The sequence below is a fragment of the Winogradskya humida genome (assembly GCF_016862215.1).
Lineage (GTDB): Bacteria > Actinomycetota > Actinomycetes > Mycobacteriales > Micromonosporaceae > Actinoplanes > Actinoplanes humidus.
Genome location: NZ_BOMN01000097.1, coordinates 26,134 through 46,682 on the forward strand (window position 1 = coordinate 26,134; position 20,549 = coordinate 46,682).

12 protein-coding genes are annotated in these 20,549 nt (G+C 70.3%); 5 read left to right on the plus strand and 7 right to left on the minus strand.

Annotated features, from left to right (window positions below):
- Positions 1–91: 91 nt before the first annotated feature.
- The 6 genes from Ahu01nite_RS33945 to Ahu01nite_RS33970 all read right to left on the minus strand — a co-directional run bounded on the left by Ahu01nite_RS33945 (position 92) and on the right by Ahu01nite_RS33970 (position 10,667).
- Positions 92–1,378: an HNH endonuclease signature motif containing protein gene (locus tag Ahu01nite_RS33945; protein WP_203840843.1), complete on the minus strand. Its 1,287-nt coding sequence runs from the start codon at positions 1,376–1,378 to the stop codon at positions 92–94.
- A 58-nt stretch (positions 1,379–1,436) separates the two neighbouring features.
- Complete coding sequence (locus Ahu01nite_RS33950; protein WP_203840803.1) at positions 1,437–1,799, minus strand: hypothetical protein; 363 nt, start codon at positions 1,797–1,799, stop codon at positions 1,437–1,439.
- 233 nt (positions 1,800–2,032) lie between these two features.
- Positions 2,033–3,604 carry a hypothetical protein gene (locus Ahu01nite_RS33955; protein WP_203840804.1) on the minus strand — a complete coding sequence of 524 codons (1,572 nt, stop codon included), beginning with the start codon at positions 3,602–3,604 and terminating at the stop codon, positions 2,033–2,035.
- The gene (locus Ahu01nite_RS33960) at positions 3,594–5,012 is read right to left on the minus strand and encodes a glycosyltransferase (RefSeq protein ID WP_203840805.1); all 1,419 of its coding nucleotides are present in this window, start codon (positions 5,010–5,012) and stop codon (positions 3,594–3,596) included. The genes Ahu01nite_RS33955 and Ahu01nite_RS33960 overlap by 11 nt, the downstream gene beginning before the upstream one ends.
- On the minus strand, positions 5,012–7,066 hold the full coding sequence (locus Ahu01nite_RS33965) for a glycosyltransferase family 2 protein (RefSeq protein ID WP_203840806.1): 2,055 nt from the start codon (positions 7,064–7,066) through the stop codon (positions 5,012–5,014). Before Ahu01nite_RS33965 ends, Ahu01nite_RS33960 begins: the two co-directional genes overlap by 1 nt.
- Positions 7,067–7,184: 118 nt before the next feature.
- Positions 7,185–10,667 carry a PQQ-dependent sugar dehydrogenase gene (locus Ahu01nite_RS33970; RefSeq protein WP_203840807.1) on the minus strand — a complete coding sequence of 1,161 codons (3,483 nt, stop codon included), beginning with the start codon at positions 10,665–10,667 and terminating at the stop codon, positions 7,185–7,187.
- A gap of 450 nt (positions 10,668–11,117) precedes the next feature.
- Here Ahu01nite_RS33970 and Ahu01nite_RS33975 point away from each other — a divergent pair, with 450 nt between their 5' ends.
- The 4 genes from Ahu01nite_RS33975 to solA all read left to right on the plus strand — a co-directional run bounded on the left by Ahu01nite_RS33975 (position 11,118) and on the right by solA (position 17,688).
- Positions 11,118–12,434, plus strand: coding sequence for a Rieske 2Fe-2S domain-containing protein (locus Ahu01nite_RS33975; protein ID WP_203840808.1), 1,317 nt, complete (start codon positions 11,118–11,120; stop codon positions 12,432–12,434).
- Positions 12,427–13,941, plus strand: coding sequence for a glutamine synthetase family protein (locus Ahu01nite_RS33980; protein ID WP_203840809.1), 1,515 nt, complete (start codon positions 12,427–12,429; stop codon positions 13,939–13,941). Before Ahu01nite_RS33975 ends, Ahu01nite_RS33980 begins: the two co-directional genes overlap by 8 nt.
- On the plus strand, positions 13,919–15,364 hold the full coding sequence (locus tag Ahu01nite_RS33985) for an aldehyde dehydrogenase family protein (RefSeq protein WP_203840810.1): 1,446 nt from the start codon (positions 13,919–13,921) through the stop codon (positions 15,362–15,364). The genes Ahu01nite_RS33980 and Ahu01nite_RS33985 overlap by 23 nt, the downstream gene beginning before the upstream one ends.
- A gap of 68 nt (positions 15,365–15,432) precedes the next feature.
- On the plus strand, positions 15,433–17,688 hold the full coding sequence (gene solA / locus Ahu01nite_RS33990) for an N-methyl-L-tryptophan oxidase (RefSeq protein ID WP_203840811.1): 2,256 nt from the start codon (positions 15,433–15,435) through the stop codon (positions 17,686–17,688).
- Positions 17,689–17,716: 28 nt separating this feature from the next.
- On the opposite strand, the gene Ahu01nite_RS33995 is transcribed toward solA, so the two are convergent.
- Complete coding sequence (locus tag Ahu01nite_RS33995; RefSeq protein ID WP_203840812.1) at positions 17,717–18,397, minus strand: GntR family transcriptional regulator; 681 nt, start codon at positions 18,395–18,397, stop codon at positions 17,717–17,719.
- 174 nt (positions 18,398–18,571) lie between these two features.
- On the opposite strand from Ahu01nite_RS33995, the gene Ahu01nite_RS34000 reads away from it, so the two are divergent.
- Positions 18,572–20,545: a primary-amine oxidase gene (locus Ahu01nite_RS34000; protein WP_203840813.1), complete on the plus strand. Its 1,974-nt coding sequence runs from the start codon at positions 18,572–18,574 to the stop codon at positions 20,543–20,545.
- Positions 20,546–20,549: the final 4 nt, after the last annotated feature.

Below are 20,549 nucleotides of genomic sequence, written 5' to 3' on the forward strand. Positions count from 1 at the left end.
ACAGGGCCTACGCAGGACACGGCTCTTTGTGGACGGTCGTCACGAGGTGGACACCGGCCGGCCGATCCTGGGTGGCGTGGGACAGGGGTTGCTATTGGCGGAGGTGGTAGAGGTTTCGCCGGGGTCGCTGGGTGGGGTCGATGGTGGGCGGGGGGATGAAGCAGGGATGCCGGTCAGGCCCGATACGGATCTTCCACCCGGTCGCCGGATCGTGGACGATGCTGTGGTGGCGCCTGCACAAGAGCACCAGATTGGCCAGGTCAGTGCGGCCACCGGCGGTCCACGGCCGAATATGGTGGGCATCCGTCCACCGGGACGGCAGTTCACAGTCCGGGAAGGCGCAACCGCCATCTCGGACATGCAGCGCCCGCCGCAACGACCCCGTCGCGCGACGACGACGGCGGCCGACGTTGAGGACCTGCCCTTTCCCGTCCAGCACAACCGGCAGAATCCGGGCATCGCACGCCAGCCGCCGCACCACGTCCGCGGACACACGCATACCGGTGTCGGTCGTGCCGATGCCCAACGCCTGGGTGAGCGGATCATAGGCGACCGTTACCGAGAGCTGGGGCGGCTCACCACCGTCGGCGGGAAGCTCCCCCGAACGTAACGCCAACCGGCACACCTCGAGCAACGCATCCACACGACGCTGCGCAGAACTCCGCTTGTCACCGATAACGGGCCGGCACAACGGATGCAACGCCGCCTGCACCGTCGCCGCGTCCTCGACACCAAGTACCCCGGATAAATACACCAGGCCATCAATCGGCACCGACAGGGTGAGGCCACGCTTACGGTCAGCACGGGCCTCCTGACGCGCCAGCAACGCCCGCTCGGCACGATCAGCCACCTGCGGAGCCACATAGGTCAGGATCCGCTCGCCGGCACGACGCAACTGATTGACCGGCAATCGCCCCGTCATACCGATCAACGTCGTCTCCGCGTCCTGCACGATCTGCCCGGCACCCGAGACCCCACAACCACCCGCACCGGCAAGATCAGCAGGGATCGCGTCAACGGTCTGGGCAATCACCACGGCCTGGCGCAGGTCGGCATCACCATCCAGCACCGCCTGCGCAACCGCCGGATGATCCAGGACAACAGCGTCCGCGGCCAGCTCCCGAGCCGGCCCCCGGTCCAGAACCAGCACCGCCCGCAACCACTCCACCGTCGAGCGATACCCCTGAGCAGCCGGAAGCCCCCGGGCATCACCCTGACGAGCCAGCCGCGCCTGCACGAACCGGGCAACCTGCTCCAGCCAGCGGGCCGCCCGCAACGACTCCGTCAACTCCGTATCCGACAACTGCCACAACGGAGCCACCGCGACACCCGCCGCGGCCACTCCCAACTGCTGCACCTCCGCCAACACAAGAGCCATATTAGTACTGGTGTTCGAATCGATGGCCAGGATGTGGCAGGGGTTACGCGCAGAGAAATCAGGGCTTGTGCTCGACCAGGGTGGCGAGGGAGGCGACGAGGCCGGTGTCGCGGTCGCTGACCATTTCCCAGGCGCGGGCAACGCCGACCAGGATCGAGGTGCAGAGCGCGTAGCCGATGAGGTGCATGGCGATCTCGGGGTTGATGCCGGCGATGACGAGGCCGCCGCAGATCAGTTCGGCGCCGAAGATGCTGAGCAGCAGGACGATGAGGCCGGCTTGGCGCAGGCGGGCGCGGGTGGCGGCGACGCTGGCCAGGACCGTGCGGATGCTGGCCGCGGTGAAGAGGATGCCGACGACTCCCATGGAGGCCGCCGGGTAACCGAGGTTGGTTTCGGGGACGAGGCCGAAGAGCGAGACCACCAGGGTGTTGGTGAAGGCGATGAGGGCGGCGCTCGCGCGTACCTGTCGAATGACTGGATTGTCGAGTTGGGGCTGTTGTGCGGGGTCAGTGACAGTGCCACGAACAGGAGGCCGGTCAGCGCGCCCGCCGCGCCGGCCATCGCCACGAAGAAGTCCCTGTATTCACCAGTCACCATGGTGATCACTGTAGGGGGCACCGCCCGGCGGGAGGCGCTCCCGCCGGGCAATGACGGTCAAGCTGCGATCAGGGTCCACTGCAGGTTGCCGTACGCGTCCGACCACGTACGCACGCCGGTCGTGGGGACCGATGCGGCGTCGGGGCCGTAACGCCCCGTGCGGACCGCGTCCGTCGGGGCGTCCGCCGAGAGCAGCAGGTAGCGGATGTTGTGGCCGCGGGGGTCGGTGACCGCACCGGGGAAGTCGCGGTCCGGGGTGGTGACGTAGTCGTGGGGGTGGTCGCTGGCGAGGATGACGCCGTAGGCGACCGCGGCGTCGGCCAGGATGGCGCCGTCGGGAAGGTTCATGGCATCGAGGTCGGCGGCCACCTGGGCGTCGACGTGGAACAGGTTGCTGCGACGGGCTGAGCCGGCGGCCGTGACGTATTCGGATTCCTCGCGGGCCAGGTCGGGCTGGGTGAGGGTGTAGAGCGTGCTCGGGACGGCGAGTGCCGCCAGGGTCAGGGTCACGGCGGCGCGGGCGGTGCCGAGCGGGCGCCAGGTGGCCAGGACGTGCCCGGCGAGCAGGACGCCGAGCGGGATCAGGGTGATCTGGAAGCGGAGCCAGCCGAAGGACATGCCGGTCAGGAACGCGAGGGCGTCGAAGGCCAGCACCGACCCGAGGATCGTGACCGGCGCCAGGATGCCCGGGTTGCGCGTACGCCAGGCCAGGATCGCCGCCAGGACCAGCAGCACGAGCAGCAACGGGGCGATCCCGAGCCACTGCTGGGACCAGTACGCGAGCCGTCCGCCCAGGTCGTCACCGGTGACCGACGAGATCCCGGTCGACCCGCTCGACACCTGGGCCGAGTTGCCGTACTCCGAGGAGAACGTGGCGAACCACTGGTCGACGATGATCTTGCTGGCGACCGCCCAGAGCACCACCGCGAGCACCCCGGGCAGCCCCGCGATCACCGCGTCGACCCTGGCCAGCGCGAGCCGGCGTTGATCTCCCCCAGAAAGCCACGTCACCAGGGCGACCACCACCGGAAGCGCGACGACCGGGGCGAGGGCCTCGTAGCGCGCGCCGTACGCCAGCGCGACCGCGAGACCGGCCGGGACCAGCGACTCGACCTTCCGCACGGTCAGCCACTGGTACAGCGCACGGGTGGTGAGCAGCAGGAACAGCAGGAAGCAGGCCTCGCTCATGCCGTTGCCCGCGTAGAGGACGGTCATCGGGTTCAGGGCGAACGCCGCGGTCAGGATCAGCCGCGGGGTCCGGGTGAGCGTCATGCGGCGCAGCAGGTCGTGGACGATGCCGACGGTGGCCGTCATGAACGCGGCGGACACCAGGGGCGCCAGCAGGGACTGCTGGGTCAGCGCCGGGAGCAGCACTTTCAGGGGCAGGAACGGGAGCAGGATCATCGACGGCAGCGGGTTCCAGACGAAGCCGACCGCTGCGAGGTGCGGGTCGCGGCTGAAGAGCGTGTAGTACGCGTTGGCGAGCCGGCTCGTCGAGTCGCTCGGGATCACCTGGTTGTGCCAGAACCACAGGGCGACGGCCAGGTAGACGATGCCGCAGGCGAGCAGGACCGCCCGGTGCTCGGTGAGGGTCGGGCGCCGCCGGGCGACGAGGGTGTCAGTCGACATCGGAGGCCGCCGGCGCAGGGGTGGGAAGGTGCAGGCCGTGGGTGGTCTTCTCCCAGTAGGAGGGCTTGAAGACGAGCTGCCAGGCGGCTTTGGCGCTGGCCAGGCTCATCATCGCCCAGTAGAGCGGCGACAGCAGCGCGGTGCCGAGCAGGTCCGGGCGGTCCATGCTGCGTACCGAGAGGACGTTGAGGTAGATGACCGTGGCGTTGCCGAAGACCAGGCAGAACACGCCGACGTAGTAGAAGGGCGGGATGAAGATCTGCTCCATCACGGCGGGCTGGGCCAGGAACCAGAGCAGAGTGGTGGCCCACAGTACGGCGTTGAGCAGCGCGGCCAGCGGAGTGCCGCCGACGAACAGGTTGAGGCAGAGCAGCCCGCGCCACCCCAGTTGCTTGAACGTCGCGCGGGGACTGCGCAGATGGACCAGCCACGTCATCAGGTAGCCCTTGTACCAGCGGCTGCGTTGCTTGATCCAGTTGATGAAGTCGGAGTTGGCCTCCTCGAGCGTCACCGACTCCAGCACGCCGACACGGAAGCCGGAGCGGGCCAGCCGGATGCCGAGATCCGCGTCCTCCGTGACGTTGTACGGGTCCCAGGCGCCGAGTTCGCGCAGTTCACGCGTACGGAAATGATTGCTTGTGCCACCCAGAGGGACCGGCATGCCGAGCGCGACCAAACCGGGCAGCAGGGACCGGAACCAGGTCGCGTATTCCAGAGCGAACCAGCGGGTGATCCGATTCTGGTCGGTGTTGAAGTAGCCCAGCTCCGCCTGCAGGCACACGTAGTCCGGGCCGAGCCTGCGCAGCGCCACGACGGCCCGGCGCAGCTGCAGCGGGTCGGGGATGTCCTCGGCGTCGTAGATCGTGACGAACTCGCCGGTCGCCTCGGCCAGCCCGACGTTGCAGGCCTTCGGCTTGGTCTTGGGCATCGACTCCGGCACGACCAGGATCCGCAGGTGCTCGCCGGTGAGCGCGGCCCGTGCGGCCTCGATCGTCTCGGTGTCGTCCGGTTCGAGCAGGAGGATCACCTCGAGCTTGTCGCGGGGATACTCCAGTGCCGAGAGGTGCGCCATCAGGGCACCGATCACACTGGGCTCACGGTACGCGGGGACGAGCACCGTGTAGACCGGCAGCTCGGCGTCCGGCACGGCCCGCGCGTCCTCGTCACTGATCCGCACCCGGTGCTCACCGCGCCCGGCGGCGTAGACCAGCGCGACCCGGAACGCGATGGCCGCGCCGTAGCAGAGCGTCACGAGCGCGACGATCACCTGCAGCACCAGCATCGGGCGCAGCACCGCAACCCCGGCCAGCAGGGCGAGACCAACGAACAGGCCGATGCGCTGAAGCCGGGTCAGAACAACATGCGCGGAGTACGCGGTGAGCTTGCGCTCGATCACCTCAGCAGGCATCAGCGGTCTCCCCGCGACGAACCCTGCGACGAGCCTTGAGACGAAGCGCCGGACGTGGCCGGGATCTCCGCGGGTTGCCACGTGAGCTCGGGCAGTGTGCGCAGCCCCAGCAGCACGGCGATGACGGTGAGGGTCACGAGGACGAAGCGGGCGCGGGGCAGGAACGGGCGCCCGGCGGCCAGGACCCGGACCGGGCGGCTCCGGGACCAGAACACCACGATCGCCGCCACCACGATCGCCAGTGACACGTCGGTGAGCGCGGGCAGCCCGGTGTAGCGGCCCGAGGAGAACATGCCGGCCACGAACGGGACGTTGGCCGCCACCGCGACCACCGCGAGGGACGCGACGGCGGCGCGTGCGAAGGCACCCCACCGGGACCCGAAGATGACCAGCGCGCTGACGATCAGGCAGGCCACGGCGCCGAGCACGGCCGGTGCGTCGTTCGAGGTCAGGCCGAGGTCGGCGATGGACACGAGCGGGAGCAGCAGGGCCCAGCGCAGCCGGGCCGCCGTACGCGTACCGAGCAGCAGGATCGCCGCACCCGCCAGGTAGAACAGCGACGCCGGCAGCAGCCAGGTGAGCCGGTCGGGCGCCGGGGCGAGCAGCAGCAGCGCCGACGCCGAGACGAGGCACCCGACCGAGAGCAGGCCGTCCACCTGCCGGTCGTGCACGTCCGGCTCGCCGCGGTCGGGGCGCAGCCGGCCGAGGACCAGGGCCGTCGCCGCGGCCAGCGGGATGATCAGCGGCACCGCGCCGCTGCGGGTCCAGAGCCCGTTCCAGGAGACGGCGAGCAGGGCGGGGAACGCCAGCGCGGTGAGCAGCAGGGTCAGGACCACGCGGACCTGCCCGGTACGCCGGACCAGCCGCATCAGCTCCGCGGCGGGCAGACCGCCGCCGGCCGGGGTGCCGTACACCCAGGAGCTGGTCACGATGTAGCGCAGCGCGAACACCACGATGATGGCGACCACGTTCGCGCCGAGATAGTGCAGCCCGCCCCAGCGGACCAGGGCGAACAGCAGGCCCAGGTGCAGGGGGGTGAGGCTGTTGTTCAGCAGCAGGAAACGGCCGAAGCGGTGGTGTCTCGCGCGTGCACCGGGCGGCATCACCAGGTGGTCGATGACCGCGAAGTTCCAGACGATCGCCACCTGCACGGCCAGGAACGCGGCGAGCAGGTACGGCAGCCCGGCGAGCTCACCGAGGGCCCACAGCGCCACCGAGTTGACCGCGGTGCCGGCGGCGCCGGCGAGGGCGAAACCCGCCATCCGGCCGTACGCCGACTGTGGCCGCCGCATCATCGACAGCCGCAGCCCCGCGAGGTGCCGGAAGTAGCGCAGGCCCTCGGGCAGCGACGCCTTGCTCTCCCCCGCGGTCCGGGACCGGAACGTGTACGGCACCTCGGCGACGCGTTCGATCCGGTTGCGTACCAGCATTTCGAGCAGGATCTTGTAGCCGTCCGGGCGCAGCTCCGCCGGCCGGACCGCGTCGCGGCGCACGGCGAAGAACCCGCTCATCGGGTCGGTGACACCGCGCAGCCGGAGCGGGAAGAACAGCTTGGCGAGCCGCCCGGAGCCGCGCGAGACGGTGCGCCGGAACCAGCCGCCCAGCCCGTCGACCCGGCCGGACTGCCGGTAACGGCTGGCCACCACGGCCTGGGCGGTCTCCGCGCGACCGGCCGCCAGCAGCTGCGGCGCGGTCTCCGGCGGGTGCTGCAGGTCGCCGTCCATGACGACCACCCAGGGCGCGCGGGCGGCGGAGATCCCCGCGACCACGGCACCACCGAGTCCGCCGGCCCGCTCCTGTGAGACACGATGTATCAGACGTACCTCGTCGGGGTGGCGCTCGGCGATCGCCTCGATGGCCGACGGGGTCGCATCGTCGCTGTCGTCGACGAAGACGATTTCCACGGGCTGGTCGCCGAAGGCGGCGCGCACCCGGTCGGCGAGCGGGCCGACGTTGTCCGCCTCGTTGCGGGTCGGCACCACGACGGTCACCGCCGGTGGAGCGCCGGCGACCCGCGCCGGGGCTTCGAGCCGGGCCGGCGATATCTCCGCCATGAACGGACTCCTTCTCACTGGGGGGTATTTCACAAGGGGCTCACTGGGGGGTACTTCACGAGGGGCTCACTGGGGGGTACTTCACGAGGGGCTCACTGGGGGGTACTTCACGAGGGGCTCACTGGGGTGTCTCCGTGAACACGGCCACGGCGCCGACGAAGCTGTCGTAGTACTCGACGACGACGGTGTGCTCGCCGGCTCCGAGGTCGAGGTCTGTGGTGAACGTGGTGGGGCCGTGGTCGGACCAGCCGTCCAGCACCGTGACGCCGTCGAGCAGCACGCGGATGCCGTCGTCCCCGGTCGCCGCGAACCGGTAGGTACCGGCGGCATAGTCGGCGGTCTTCGTCCACCGGGCGGAGAACTGGTTCGCCGGGACGAGCGGGTCCGGCGAACCCAGCCCCCAGTCGAAGTCCACTGTGTCGTCGGATCGGGACACCACGGGCGTACCTGTGAGGGTGGTGTTGGCGAAGTACTCCGCGGACCAGGTCGCGACCGGGTGGTAGGCGCCGATGCGCTGATACCCGAACTGGAGTGCGGCGCCGACGCCGTTCTCGTAGTACTCGACGCGGATCTGGTGGATGCCGGCCAGCACCAGGCGGTCGGTGCTGAACGTGGCGTGCTGGTCGGCCCACTCGTCGACGATCGGTACGCCGTCCAGGAAGACCCGTACCCCGTCGTCGCTCAGGCCCGAGAACCGGTAGAGGCCCGCGGACAGCGTGTCGGTGCGCGTGAACCGGGCCGCGAACTTGTCGTCGCCGATGGTGGGGGCCGGGGAGCCGCCGCCCCAGTCGAACGCGATCGCGGGGTCGGTCCGCGTCACGTCGGGCTCGCCGGTGGGAAACGGCGGGGCGCTGCCCGCGCCCGGGGTGTTCCAGAATTCCGACGTGTAGGCCTGCGGGTCGAGCTGGTCCGCGAGCTGCCGGTAGGCGAGCCGGGCCACGGCGCCGCCGGAATTCTCGTAGTAGTCCAGCACGACCGTGTGCGGGCCACCGTCGAGCACCGTGGTGGCGGTGGTGGCGACCGGCCCGGAGTCGGTCCACCGGTCGATCACCCGCACCCCGTCCACGGTGAGCCGTACCCCGTCGTCCGCGGTGGCGGTGAACTCGTACTCCCCCGGGGCCAGGCTCAGGGTCCGGGTCCAGCGTCCGGCGAAGTGGTCGGTGTTGATAGCCGGGGCCGGCGACCCGCCCGCCCAGTCGTGGTCGACGGCGTCCTCGGCGCGGGTCAGGTCCGGTGGGGCGCTGGGCACCGTCGGGGAGCTGCCGGTACCGGGGAGGTTCCAGTATTCGGCGCGCCAGGTGTCGTCGGGCTGCTCCACAGTGGCGGCCCAGTCGAGTTTGGCGATCGCCCCGCCGGCCTCCTCGAAGTACTCCAGCGTGATGGTGTGGTTGCCCGCGCCCAGGTCACCGATCCAGTCGTACGCGGTGCCGGGCTGGCTGGACCAGTGGTCGAGCACGAGGGTGTTGTCGACGTAGAGCCGGAACCCGTCGTCGCAGACCGCGGTGAAGCGGTAGCGGCCGGCGGTGAAGTACTGCTTCTTGGTCCAGCGTGCGGAGAAGTTGTCCGCGGGCACGCCGGCGCCGGGTGAGCCCCCGCCCCACGCGAAGTCGATGCGCGGGTCGTTGCGGGTCAGGACGGGCGCCCCGGCGAGGGCCCTGCCGGCGTAGTACTTGGCGGCGAACGGCGTCGACGGTGCGTAGACGGCCGTGTACGTGGTGGCGTCCTCGGGCGTGACGATGGTGTGCCGGATGCTCCCGCCGTCCGACCAGCCGGTGAAGTGGTACGTGGTGCCGTCCGCGGCGACGGCCACCGGTGGGGCGTACAACTCCCGCTTGAAGCCTTCGACCCCGGCGACCTCGTGCGGTGCCGTCTCGGGGATGCCGTCCAGATAGGCCGTCAGCCCGGGTGGGCTGGTGGCGACGGTGAACGTCGTCGTGATGGGCCGGATGGTGACGGAGCGCGAGGTGCTGAGGCCGTTCGTGTCGGTGGCCGTGACGGTGAGCTCGTACCAGGTGTCCGCGGACGACTCCCCGGTCGCCGGGATGGTGAAGGAGCCCGCCCTTCCGGTCAGCGGGCCGACGAACGGGTGGATGTGGGTGCCGTGGTGCAGCACCGCGTTCATGATGATGTCGTTGTCGTCCAGGTCGAAGCCGGCGGCGTCGCTGGCGAACGCGTTGTAGGTGATGACGTCGCCGGCGCGGTAAAGGGTGCCGTCGGCGGGCACGGCGACGTTGAGCGTGGGCGCGATGCCGACCTGGATGACGATGGGTACCGCCTCGGCGGCTTGCCCCTCGCTGTCGGTAACGGTGAGCGTGGCAACGTACACACCGATGTCGGGGTAGATCTTGACCGGCTCTGCCGCGGTGCTGCCGGTGCCGTCCCCGAAATCCCATTGATAGGTGAGGGGGTCGTTGTCGGGGTCGACGCTGGCCGCGCCGGAGAAGTGCACGGTCAGCGGGTCCACGCCCTTGGTCACGTCGGCGGTGGCCGTGGCGCTCGGCGCGTGGTTGCCGACCTCGTAACTGATGCGGTAGAGCCGGCCCGGGATGAACGTGAGGTAGTACAGCGAGCCGTCCGGTGCCACCTTCAGGTCGACGACGCTGCCGGCGACGGTGTCGAAGGGTTGCACGGAGGTGGCGTTGCCGTCCGCGTCGAGCACCGCGCGGCGGATGAAGCCCTTGGCGTAGTCGCCGAAGAAGAGGTTGCCCCGGTATTCGGCCGGGAACATGGTCCCGCGGTAGACGGGCCCGCCGGTGACGGCCGCACTCTCGCCGTCGTGCGGGTACGCGTAGATCGGGTCGACGTATCCCGTGCACGCTGACGTGCAGACGCCCTCCTTGAGCGGCCACCCGTAGTTGCCGCCCTTGACGACGTGGTTGACCTCCTCCCACGAGTAGTCGCCGACGTCACCGCCGTAGAGCTGACCGGTCGCGCTGTCGAACTGGAAGCGCCAGGGGTTGCGGAAGCCGTACGCCCAGATCTCCTGCTGCTTGCCGGCCTGGCCCGCGAACGGGTTGCCGGGCGGGATCGTGCCGTCGCGGTTGATCCGCAGGATCTTGCCGTGCGGGTTGGTCAGCAGCTGGGCGTTCGGCGGGTAGCCGTTGTCCCCGACCGCGAAATACAACTTCCCGTCCGGGCCGAAAGCGAGACTGCCGCCGACGTGCAGCTCCTGCGACAACGATTCGGTCTGGAAGATGGTGAACGGCCCGGTGGTGGCGACATCGGCCGAAGCGTCAAATCGGACCAGCCGATTGTGCAGATCGAGGCCGGTGTAATAGAAGTACGCGTAGTGGTTGGCGACGCCGAATTCGGGGTCGAACGCGATACCGATCAGGCCGCGGTCGCCGCTGGGCTGCGACGGCAGGTCCGCGAACGGCGTGGCCAGCAGTCGCCCGTTCTTGACAATCTTGATCTTTCCCGACCGCTCGAGGACGAAGATCCGCCCGTCGGGGGCGATCTCGAAACCGGACGGCCCCTCCAGCCCGGCCCCCACCACGAGTTCGGTCCGGAAATCCGCTGGTGGCGCCGCTTGCGCCGGCAACGGTGCCAGGACAACGACCACCAGGAGAGCCGGAACGAACAGAGCTAATAGTTTTCTCACGGCACCTCCCCCACACATACCCGTGCCGCTGTAAAAGGTAGGGCCTGATTGTTAAAAAGGAATGGCGTGAACCCGAAAGGAGTAATGAAGGGGGTGCTTCCATTGCGTTTCCGAAACGGGCATCCCTCTCGTAACGACTGTCGCATCACGACGGTCGGCCAAGAAATCCAAGCTCAGCCCGGGAGGATACATTTTCATGATCATCACAGATGGCGAAAGGATACGCGAACCTCGCATCGGTTCGCGCGAACGTAATTCGCATGGGCCAATGGCCGGTGAAATGCAAGAGAACTGTCGCAACCCCGATTGTCGCATCCAATGACATCGATCAAGGGCCGCCGGGGCTGTACGGGCGGAGGCCGCTGTGGCAAGATTGGATCCAATCTTGTACCGACTGGATGCGTCTTGTACCGACTGGATGCGTAATTGAGGGATGCGGGAGGTGGGGCCATGCTCAGGCACGAGGACAACGAGCGGGTGACCCGGACCGGGCCCGGGACACCGCTCGGCAAACTGATGCGGGCGTACTGGCAACCGGCCGCCCTGGTGTCCGAGATGTCACCCGAGCGGCCCGTCAAGCCGGTGCGGCTGATGAGCGAGGACCTGGTCCTGTTCAAGAACGAGGACGGCGGCTGGGCCCTCGTGGGTCGGTTCTGCGCGCACCGCGGGGTCGACCTTGCCTATGGGCGCCATGAGGACGGCGGCCTGCGCTGCCTCTACCACGGGTGGCTCTACGGGCCGGACGGGCGCTGCAAGGAGCAGCCCGCCGAACCGGCGCACAGCCGGTTCGCCGAGAAGATCAGGATTCCGAGCTACCCGTGCGTCGAGCGCAACGGCATCGTCTTCGCCTACCTCGGTGACGGCGAGCCGCCGCCTTTCCCGCACTACGACGCGTTCCAGGCGCCGGAGGAGTACACCTTCGCGTTCAAGGGCCTGTGGGAGTGCAACTGGCTGCAGGGCGTCGAGGGCGGCATCGACCCGAGCCACGTCTCCTTCCTGCACCGCTTCATCGACGAGGACCCCCGCGATGTCTACGGTCAGCAGTTCAGCGAGGTCGTCGAGGGCACCGGCAAGAAACTGTCGAAGCTGGTCGGGGACAGCTACCGCCCCGACATCGAGGTCGAGCAGGCCGACCACGGGCTGCGCGTCTACGCGATCCGGCAGCTGACCGAGGAGATCCGCCACGTGCGCATCACGAACCTCGTGTTCCCCAACGCGTTCGTGGTGCCGTTCGGCAACTCCAAGGTCTTCATCCAGTGGCACGTGCCGATCGACGACGAGAACCACTACTGGTACATGATCTTCTACGACTTCGCCGAGGAGACCGACAAGGAGACGCTGCTCGCCCAGCGGCTCTCGGAAGTCTCGCTGCCGGATTACCGGCCGCTGCGCAACCGCTCGAACAACTGGGGCTTCGACCCGGCCGAGCAGCGTGACCTCACCTATACGGGCATGGGCCTGGACATCAACGTGCACGACCAGTGGGCCGTCGAGAGCATGGGCCGCATCCAGGACCGCAGCACCGAGCGGCTCGGCGTCTCCGACCGGGCGGTCACCGCCAACCGGCGGATGCTGCTGCGCGCGATCGAGGCGTTCGAGGCCGGGGGCACCGTCCCCGCCCGGGCGGTCGACGAGGCCACCGCGGCGGCGCTGACCGGCCCACTCGCGGTGGACACCGTCGCGCCGACCGAGGGCTGGGAGCAGGCGTGGCGTGACCGCGAGGCCGAGCGCCGCGAGAAGTCACCATGGGGAGCCGGCAATGCCTAGCGTCGACGAGCGCGCGGTGGCCGAGGGCGGTGGCGGCTGGAACGCGCGACCGCTGCTCGCCGCCGACCGCGGTGGCTTCATCGACCGGCACGGCCTCTGGAGCGAGGCGCAGTACTCAGCCGCGGGTCAGCTGCGCCGGGTCGTCGACGAGCTGGGCCTGGAGCTGGTCCGCTTCTCCTTCGCCGACCAGCACGGCGTCCTGCACGGCAAGACGCTGACCCGGTCGGCGCTGGCGGCCGCGCTGCGGTCGGGCGTCACGGCACCGAGCTCGCTTCTGCTCAAGGACACCTCGGGCCGATCGGCTTTCGGGGTGTTCAGCGCGGACACCGGCGTGGGCGTGGACGGCTTCTCCGGCGCCGGTGACATCGTGATGGTGCCGGATCCGTCGACGTTCCGGGTGCTGCCGTGGGCGCCGCGCACCGGATGGGTGCTGTGCGACCTGCGGTTCCCCGACGGCTCCCGCGTGCCCTTCTGCGGCCGCAGCATCCTGCGCGACCAGCTGGGCCGGCTCGCCGACGCCGGCTACGCGATGACCGTCGGGGTCGAGCTGGAGTTCCACGTCTTCCGCTCCACGGAAGCGGAAATGACAACCGACCGCACGGGTACGCCCGGAGCGCCCGGACGCGCGCCCATCGTCGGACCGGTCAGCACGGGTTCGCAGCTGCTCCTCGAGGACGGCCTGGACCGCGTCGACGGTCTCGTCCAGGACATCCAGCGCGGGCTGCACGCCCTCGACCTGCCGCTGCGCTCGGTGGAGCTGGAGTTCGGGCCCAACCAGCTCGAGATCACGCTGCAGGCCTCGGACGCGCTGCGGGCCGCCGACGACGTCATCCTGACCCGCTCGGCGATTCGGCAGATCGCGCGGCGCAGCGGTCATCACGCCACGTTCATGGCCCGCCCGGCCGGAGCGGGTGGTGCGTCCGCCGGGTGGCATCTGCACCAGTCGCTGCGCGATGTGCGTACCGGTGAAGCGGTTTTCGACGATCCTCAGCTCATGAGCGACACGGCGCGGCACTATCTCGCGGGGTTGCTGGAGCACGCGAGCGGTGCGGCGGCGTTCACGACGCCGACGGTCAACGGATACAAGCGCTACAGGGCGTATTCGCTCGCGCCCGACCGGATCTGCTGGGGCGCCGACAACAAAGGCGCGATGGTCCGGGTCGTCGGCGGCGGTCAGGACACGGGCGTGCGCCTGGAGAACCGCTGCGGCGAACCGGCCGCCAACCCGTATCTCTACATCGCGTCCCAGGTGATCAGCGGGCTGGACGGGCTGCGCCGCGGCCTGGACCCCGGGCAACCCGTCACCGACCCCTACGCGGCCGACGCGATCACCCTGCCCGGCTCGCTCGCCGACGCCGTGGACGCACTGGTCGGCGACCCTGTTTTCGCGGAAGCACTCGGGCCGGAGGTCGTGGCGTGGTACGCCCACCTCAAGCGCGACGAGTTCGCCCGCTACCTGGCACACGTCTCGGATTGGGAGCAGCGTGAATATTTCGATCTCTTCTGAGGAGCCGTTCCTGATCGACGGCGCGTGGATCAAGCCCGGCGAGCGGGAGACGTTCGCCGTGCTGGACCCCGCGTCCGGCGACGAGCTGACCCGGGTCGCGCAGGCCACCCCCGCCGACGTCGACGCCGCGGTGGCGGCTGCGCGCCGGGCGTATGCGGACAGGCGCTGGAGCGGACTCGCGCCGCTGGAACGCACCCGCATCCTCACCCGCATCGCGGACCTGATCGAGGAGAACCTCGAGGAACTCGCCGTCCTGGAGACCCGCGACAACGGCAAGCCGATCGAACGTTCCCGGGCCGACACCGCGTTCGCCGCCAAGGATTTCCGCCACTTCGCCGGAGCACCGAGCCGGCTCTCCGGCACCGTCGTGCCCATCGACGGCGGCGGCCACCACGTCTACACCGTCCTCGAACCGGTCGGTGTCGCGGCGCTGATCCTGCCCTGGAATTTCCCGATCATGACGGCCGCCCACAAGCTGGCCCCCGCGCTCGCCGCCGGCTGCCCGGTCGTGGTCAAACCCGCCGAGCAGACCCCGGTCACCATGCTGAAACTGGCGGAGATCTGCCAGGAGGCGGGCCTGCCCGACGGCGTGCTCAACGTCCTCACCGGCGACGGCGCGGTCGGCGCGGCCCTGGTCGCCCACCCCGGCGTCGCGAAGGTCTCGTTCACCGGCTCGACCGACGTGGGCCGCAAGGTCATGGTGTCGGCGGCCGCGACCACGAAGCGCCTCACCCTGGAGCTCGGTGGCAAGAGCCCGAACATCGTCTTCGAGGACGCCGACCTGGACGCCGCGGTCACCACGGCGATGCGCGCGTCGTTCGGTCACTCCGGCCAGATGTGCACGGCGGGCAGCCGGCTGCTCGTCCAGCGCTCGATCGCCGACGAGATGCTGACCCGGCTCGCCGAGGCCACCCGCAGGGTGCCGGTCGGCAACGGCCTCGACGGGGGCATCAGCGTCGGCCCGCTCGTCTCCGAGGAGCAGCGCCAGCAGGTCCTCGGCTACATCCGCAAGGGCGTCGAGGAGGGCGCGACGCTCGCGGTCGGCGGCGACGTCCCCGACCGCCCCGGCTACTTCGTCTCCCCCACCCTGTTCACCGGCGTCACCAACGACATGGTCATCGCCCGCGAGGAGATCTTCGGCCCGGTCGCCGGCGTCATCACCTTCGAGGACGAGGCCGACGCCATCGCGATCGCCAACGACACGTCGTACGGTCTCGCCGCCGGCGTCTGGACCAAGGACCTCTCCCGCGCCCACCGCATGGCGTCGGCCCTGCACTGTGGCACGGTCTGGGTCAACACCTACAACATCTTCGACCCCGCCCTGTCCTTCGGCGGCGTCGGCGACTCCGGCGTCGGCAAGGACCTCGGCGACGAAGCCCTCCTCGGCTTCTGCGAGCGCAAGGGCGTGGTGATCGCGCTGTGAGTTCGTACCCTCCCGGGATCCAATCTCCCCCACTTGATATCCCAGCCCTCCGGGCAGCTACCCCTGGCATGCGGCATGCGCGGCACTTCAACGCGGCTGGAGCATCACTGCCGAGCTCGTATGTGCTCAAGACCGTCGTCGAGCACTTGAATCTCGAGTCGCGGATCGGGGGGTACGAGGCTGCCGAGCTTGCACGACCCCGGCATGAGGCCGTCTACGACTCCGCCGCGCGGCTGGTGGGGGCTTCGGCTGACGACATCGCGCTGGTGGAGAGCGCCACGGTCGGGTGGCAGCGGGCCATGGACGCGCTCGCGTTGCCGCCGGGCAGCCGGGTGCTCGCGGCTGCTTCGAGCTATGTCAGCTCGGCGATGCATCTGCTCGAGCTGCAGCGTACGCATGGTGTCGTGGTGGAGGTCCTGCCTGTCGGCCCGAGCGGGGAAACCGATCTGGAGGCTCTGGCGAAAGCCCTGCGCGAGCCCGCCGCGCTGGTTACCGTCGCGCATGTGCCGACTTCCTCGGGCCTGGTGGAACCGGTCGCGGAGATCGGCGCGCTGACCTCGGCCGCCGGGGTGCCGCTCCTGCTGGACGCCACGCAGTCGCTCGGGCAGCTGCCGCTCGATGTGCTCGCCTGCCGGGTGGACATCGCGGTCGGGACCGGTCGCAAGTTCCTGCGCGGGCCGCGGGGCACCGGGCTGCTCTACGTGAGCCCGGCGATGCGGGAGCGGATGCGGCCCAACCACCCCGATGTGCGTGGCGCCACGTGGCATGCCGACGGTGGGATCGAGATCGAGGCCGGGGCGCGGCGGTACGAGACGTGGGAGACCTCGCACGCGTTGCGGCTCGGGTTCGGGGCGGCGCTCGACGAGGCGCTGGCTCTGGGCGTGCCGCGGATCCACGGGTATGTCAGCGGACTGGCTGCGCACCTGCGGGAGACGCTCGCCGGGCTGCCCGGGGTCAGGGTGACGGATCCGGAGGCCTCGACCGGCGGCATCGTGACGTTCGTCCGGGAGGGTGAGGAGCCCCGGGAGACCGTCGCGCGGCTGCGGCGGGCCGGGGTGCACGTGACCCAGGTTCCGGCCGGGCACGGGCAGTGGGACCTCGGGCGGCGCGGGCTCGACGCGATCGTGCGCGCGTCCGTGCACGTCTACAACGACGAGAGCGACGTCGGCGCGCTGGCAGATGCGCTGACGGGCAGTCGCGGGGCGCCGGCTTTTGTGCGGTCGGGCAGTCACGCGGACGTCATCGTGGTCGGGGCGGGCATCCACGGCAGCGCCGCGGCGTGGCAGCTCGCGCGTCGTGGTGTGCGGGTCACGCATCTGGACCAGTTCCCCGACGGGCACACGGAGGGGTCGTCGCACGGGCACACCCGGATGATCCGCCGGGCGTACCCGTCGGCGTTCTGGGACGACCTGGTGGATCGCGCGTACGGCGCGTGGGACGAGCTGAGCAACGCGGCCGGCACCCCGCTGGTCACCACGACCGGCGGGCTCTACGCGCGGGCCGACGGGGTCGAGGGGCTGCGCGGGCCGGACTGCCGCACCGTCGACGACCAGGAGGCCGCGAAGATCTTCCCCGGGCTGCGCCTGGAGCCGGGCTGGACCGCGCTGTTCGACCCCGCCGCCGGGGTAATCGACGCCGCGGCGGCCCTGGCATGCCTGCGCGAGCTGGCCCAGGCGCACGGCGCCGACCGGCGCCCGGGCACCATGGTCACGTCGTGGCGGGCCGACGGCGGTGGAGTGCGGGTCAGCACGGACGGCGGGGAGCTGGCCGCCGACCGGTTGATCGTCTGCGCCGGGCCGTGGACGTCGCGGCTGCTGCCGGCGTTCGCGCCGCTGCTCGAGGTGACCCGGATCGTCAACGTCTTCCTCGGCGCCCGCGACGCGTCGCTGGTCACGCCGCCCGGGCTCGGCGCGTTCTCGATCGAGGTGCCGGACGTCGGCCTGCTGTACGGCCTGCCGGCGTTCGGGGGCAGCGCGATGAAGGTGGGGCTCGAGCCCGGCCCGGCCGACGATCCGGGGCAGCCGCAGCGCCCGCCGGCCGAGGCGGAGGTCGCCCGGCTGGTCGGGCTGGCCCGGCGGTTCCTGCCCGGCGTGGACGGCTCGGTGGTGGACACCGTCGCGTGCCGTTACACGATGGCGCCGCGCAACCGGTTCGCGATCGGGGCGATGCCCGGCCTGCCGCAGGTGCTGGTGGCGGCGGCCTGCTCCGGGCACGGCTTCAAATTCGGTCCGGCGATCGGCGCGGCCCTGGCCGACCTCGCGACCGGCATCGCCCGCCCCGATCTGGACGGGCTCTCCCCCGCGGCCCTCGGGGTGACGGCATGAGCCTCCCGCCGCTCGATGGGCCGCGTCGTCAGCCCCGGAACACCGTGGCGGACCGGCGTTCGTACCACCGGGCCAGTTGCTCGCCGGCGCTGATCACGTGTGCCTGCATCTCGCGGCGGGCCGTCTCGGCGTCATCGGCGGCGAGCGCGGTGATGATCCGCTCGTGCTCCGCGAAGTTGTCCTCGCGGTGGCGCGGGTTGTCCTGCAGCACCAGCGCGGAGACGTTGCGCGGGAACGCCTCGTTGATCTCCTTGATCACGCGGGCCAGCCGCTCGTTGCCGGCGATGCCGTGGATCAGCGTGTGGAAGCTGTCGTTGGCGACCGTGCTGGAGCCGTCGGGGCGGATCGCGCCGGGCCGCAGCGCCTCGTTGGCCTTGCGCAGGTCGTCGAGGCCGTCGCGGGTGATCCGGGGGACGGCACGCTCGCAGGCCAGGCCCTCGAGCTCGGCGCGGACCTCGTATGTCTCGCGCACGTCCCACGGGGCGGGGACGCGGACCACGGCGCCGCGGTGCGGGACGACCTCGATCAGGCCGCCGGTCTGCAGCTGGCGCAACGCCTCGCGCACGGGGGTGCGGCTGACGCCGAGTGTCTTGGCCAGCTCCGCCTGGCGCAGTTGCGCGCCGATCGGGATGTCGCCGGACATGATCCGGGCCCGGATGGCAGCGGCTGTGGCGTCGACGAGCGCGTCGCTCTGGGGTGCGTCGTCCATGGTGGCCTCGCCCGCTCTGGTCAATGTGGTCCCCGGGTTCGATCGGTGCCGCGAGGGCGGCTCGGGTGGAAGCACGATAGCAAGCCCCGAAATCTCACTTCGGGATCCAAGCATCATTTTGTTGGATCCAAAAGTAGCGTACGCTGCAGGTAACCGGAATGCTGGAGGACTGGAATGAACTGCCATCCCACGCCGGCGCAGACGCCGACTCCGCCGCTAACGCCGAGCGGGACCTCGGAACGCGCGCATCCGCTCGACCCGCCGAGCGCCGCCGAGATCACGCTGGCGGTCGCGACGGCGCGGGCGGACGGCCGCCTCGGCGAGCGCACCCGCTTCTGGGGTGCCTACCTGGACGAGCACCACGCACGCAGGGTCATCGCGGGCGAGGAGCCGGCCGGTGAGGTCAGGATCGGCCTGGTCGCGATGGACTACAGCGGCAGCGCGGCGTGGGAGATCGACGTTCTGCTGGGCGCAGACCCTCGCTGCCTCGATTGGCGCCCGGTCGATCCGCGGCGCCCCGGCATCACCTCCGACGAGGCCCGCGCCGCCGCGAAGGCGTGCCGCGAGAGCCCGCTGTTCCGCGAGGCGCTCGCCAAGCGCGGCATCGACGATGTCTCCCTCGTGATGATCGACGCCGAGAGCATGGGCGGCTTCGAGCCCGAGAAGTACAAGGGCCGCCGGATCACCTGGGGCACGGTGTGGCACCGCACCACCGAGGAGGACAACGGCTACGCCCGCCCGGTGCAGGGCGTCATCCCGATCATCGACATGCACACCATGGAGGTCCTCGAGGTCGAGGATCACGGGGTCGTGCCGGTCTCCGACGAGGCCGGTCCGCTGCAGCGCGGCGGCTGGGGCGAGGACCGCCCGGGCCTCAACCCGCTCGACGTCGTGCAGAGCGAGGGCCCGAGCTTCACCGTCGACGGCTGGCAGGTCGAGTGGCAGGGCTGGACGTTCCGGATCGGGTTCACCCACCGCGAGGGACTGGTCCTGCACGACCTCACGTTCCTGGACCGCACGGTGCTCAAGCGCGCGGCCTGCAACGAGATGTACGTCCCCTACCTGGACAGCAACTCGACGCAGTACCGCAAGAATTTCTTCGACTGGGGTGAGTACGGCGCCGGTCCGCTGACCAACTCGCTCGCGCTGGGCTGCGACTGCCTGGGCGTGATCCGTTACTTCGACGCGACCGTGCTGGGCGGCGACGGCGAGCCGGCGGTCATCCCGCAGGCGATCTGCATGCACGAGGAGGACGCCAGCATCCTCTGGAAGCACAATGACCTGCGCCGCGGCGTCAGCGAGGTCCGCCGCAGCCGGCGCCTGATCATCTCGAACTTCCAGACCGTGGCGAACTACGACTACGGGTTCTACTGGACGCTCTACCAGGACGGGCGCATCGAGCTGGAGGTCAAGCTCACCGGCATCCTGTCGGCCTCGGGCATCAACGAGGGCGACGACGCGCCGTACGGCCGGGTTGTCTCCAGCCGCGTGCAGACCCCCACCCACCAGCACTATTTCGGGGTGCGCCTGGACACCGCGATCGACGGCGACCTGAACCGCCTGGTCGAGGAGCACGCCGAGGCCGAGCCCGACCCGGAGCTCAATCCCTACGGCAACGCCGTGCGCAACGTGCGGACCGCGTTCACCAAGGAGTCGCAGGCGGCGCGCCGGACGGACCCGTCGACGGCGCGGCACTGGCGGGTGGAGAGCGCGGACAAGACGAACCGCTACGGCGAGCCGACCGCCTACCGGCTGAACATCAAGAACACGACGCGCTCGTTCGGGCTGCCCGGCTCGGTCATGGCCCGCCGCGCGCCCTTCATCCACCAGCACCTCTGGGCCACCCCCTACTCCCCTGCGGAGCAGTTCATCGGTGGCCAGTATCCGAACCACGCCGAACCCGGCGAGGACGGCGTGCACGTGTGGCAGCAGCAGGACCGCTCGATCGACGGCGTACCCCTGGTGCTGTGGCCCGTGCTCGGCGTGCACCACCTGCCGCGCCCCGAGCAGTGGCCGGTCATGCCGGTGGAGGCGATCCACCTGGAGCTGGCGCCGGACGGCTTCTTCGACCGCAACCCCGCCCTGGACATCCCGGACCCCGCAGCCGTGGTCAGCACGGACACCAGCGGTGATTCCTGTTGCTCGTGAGGCC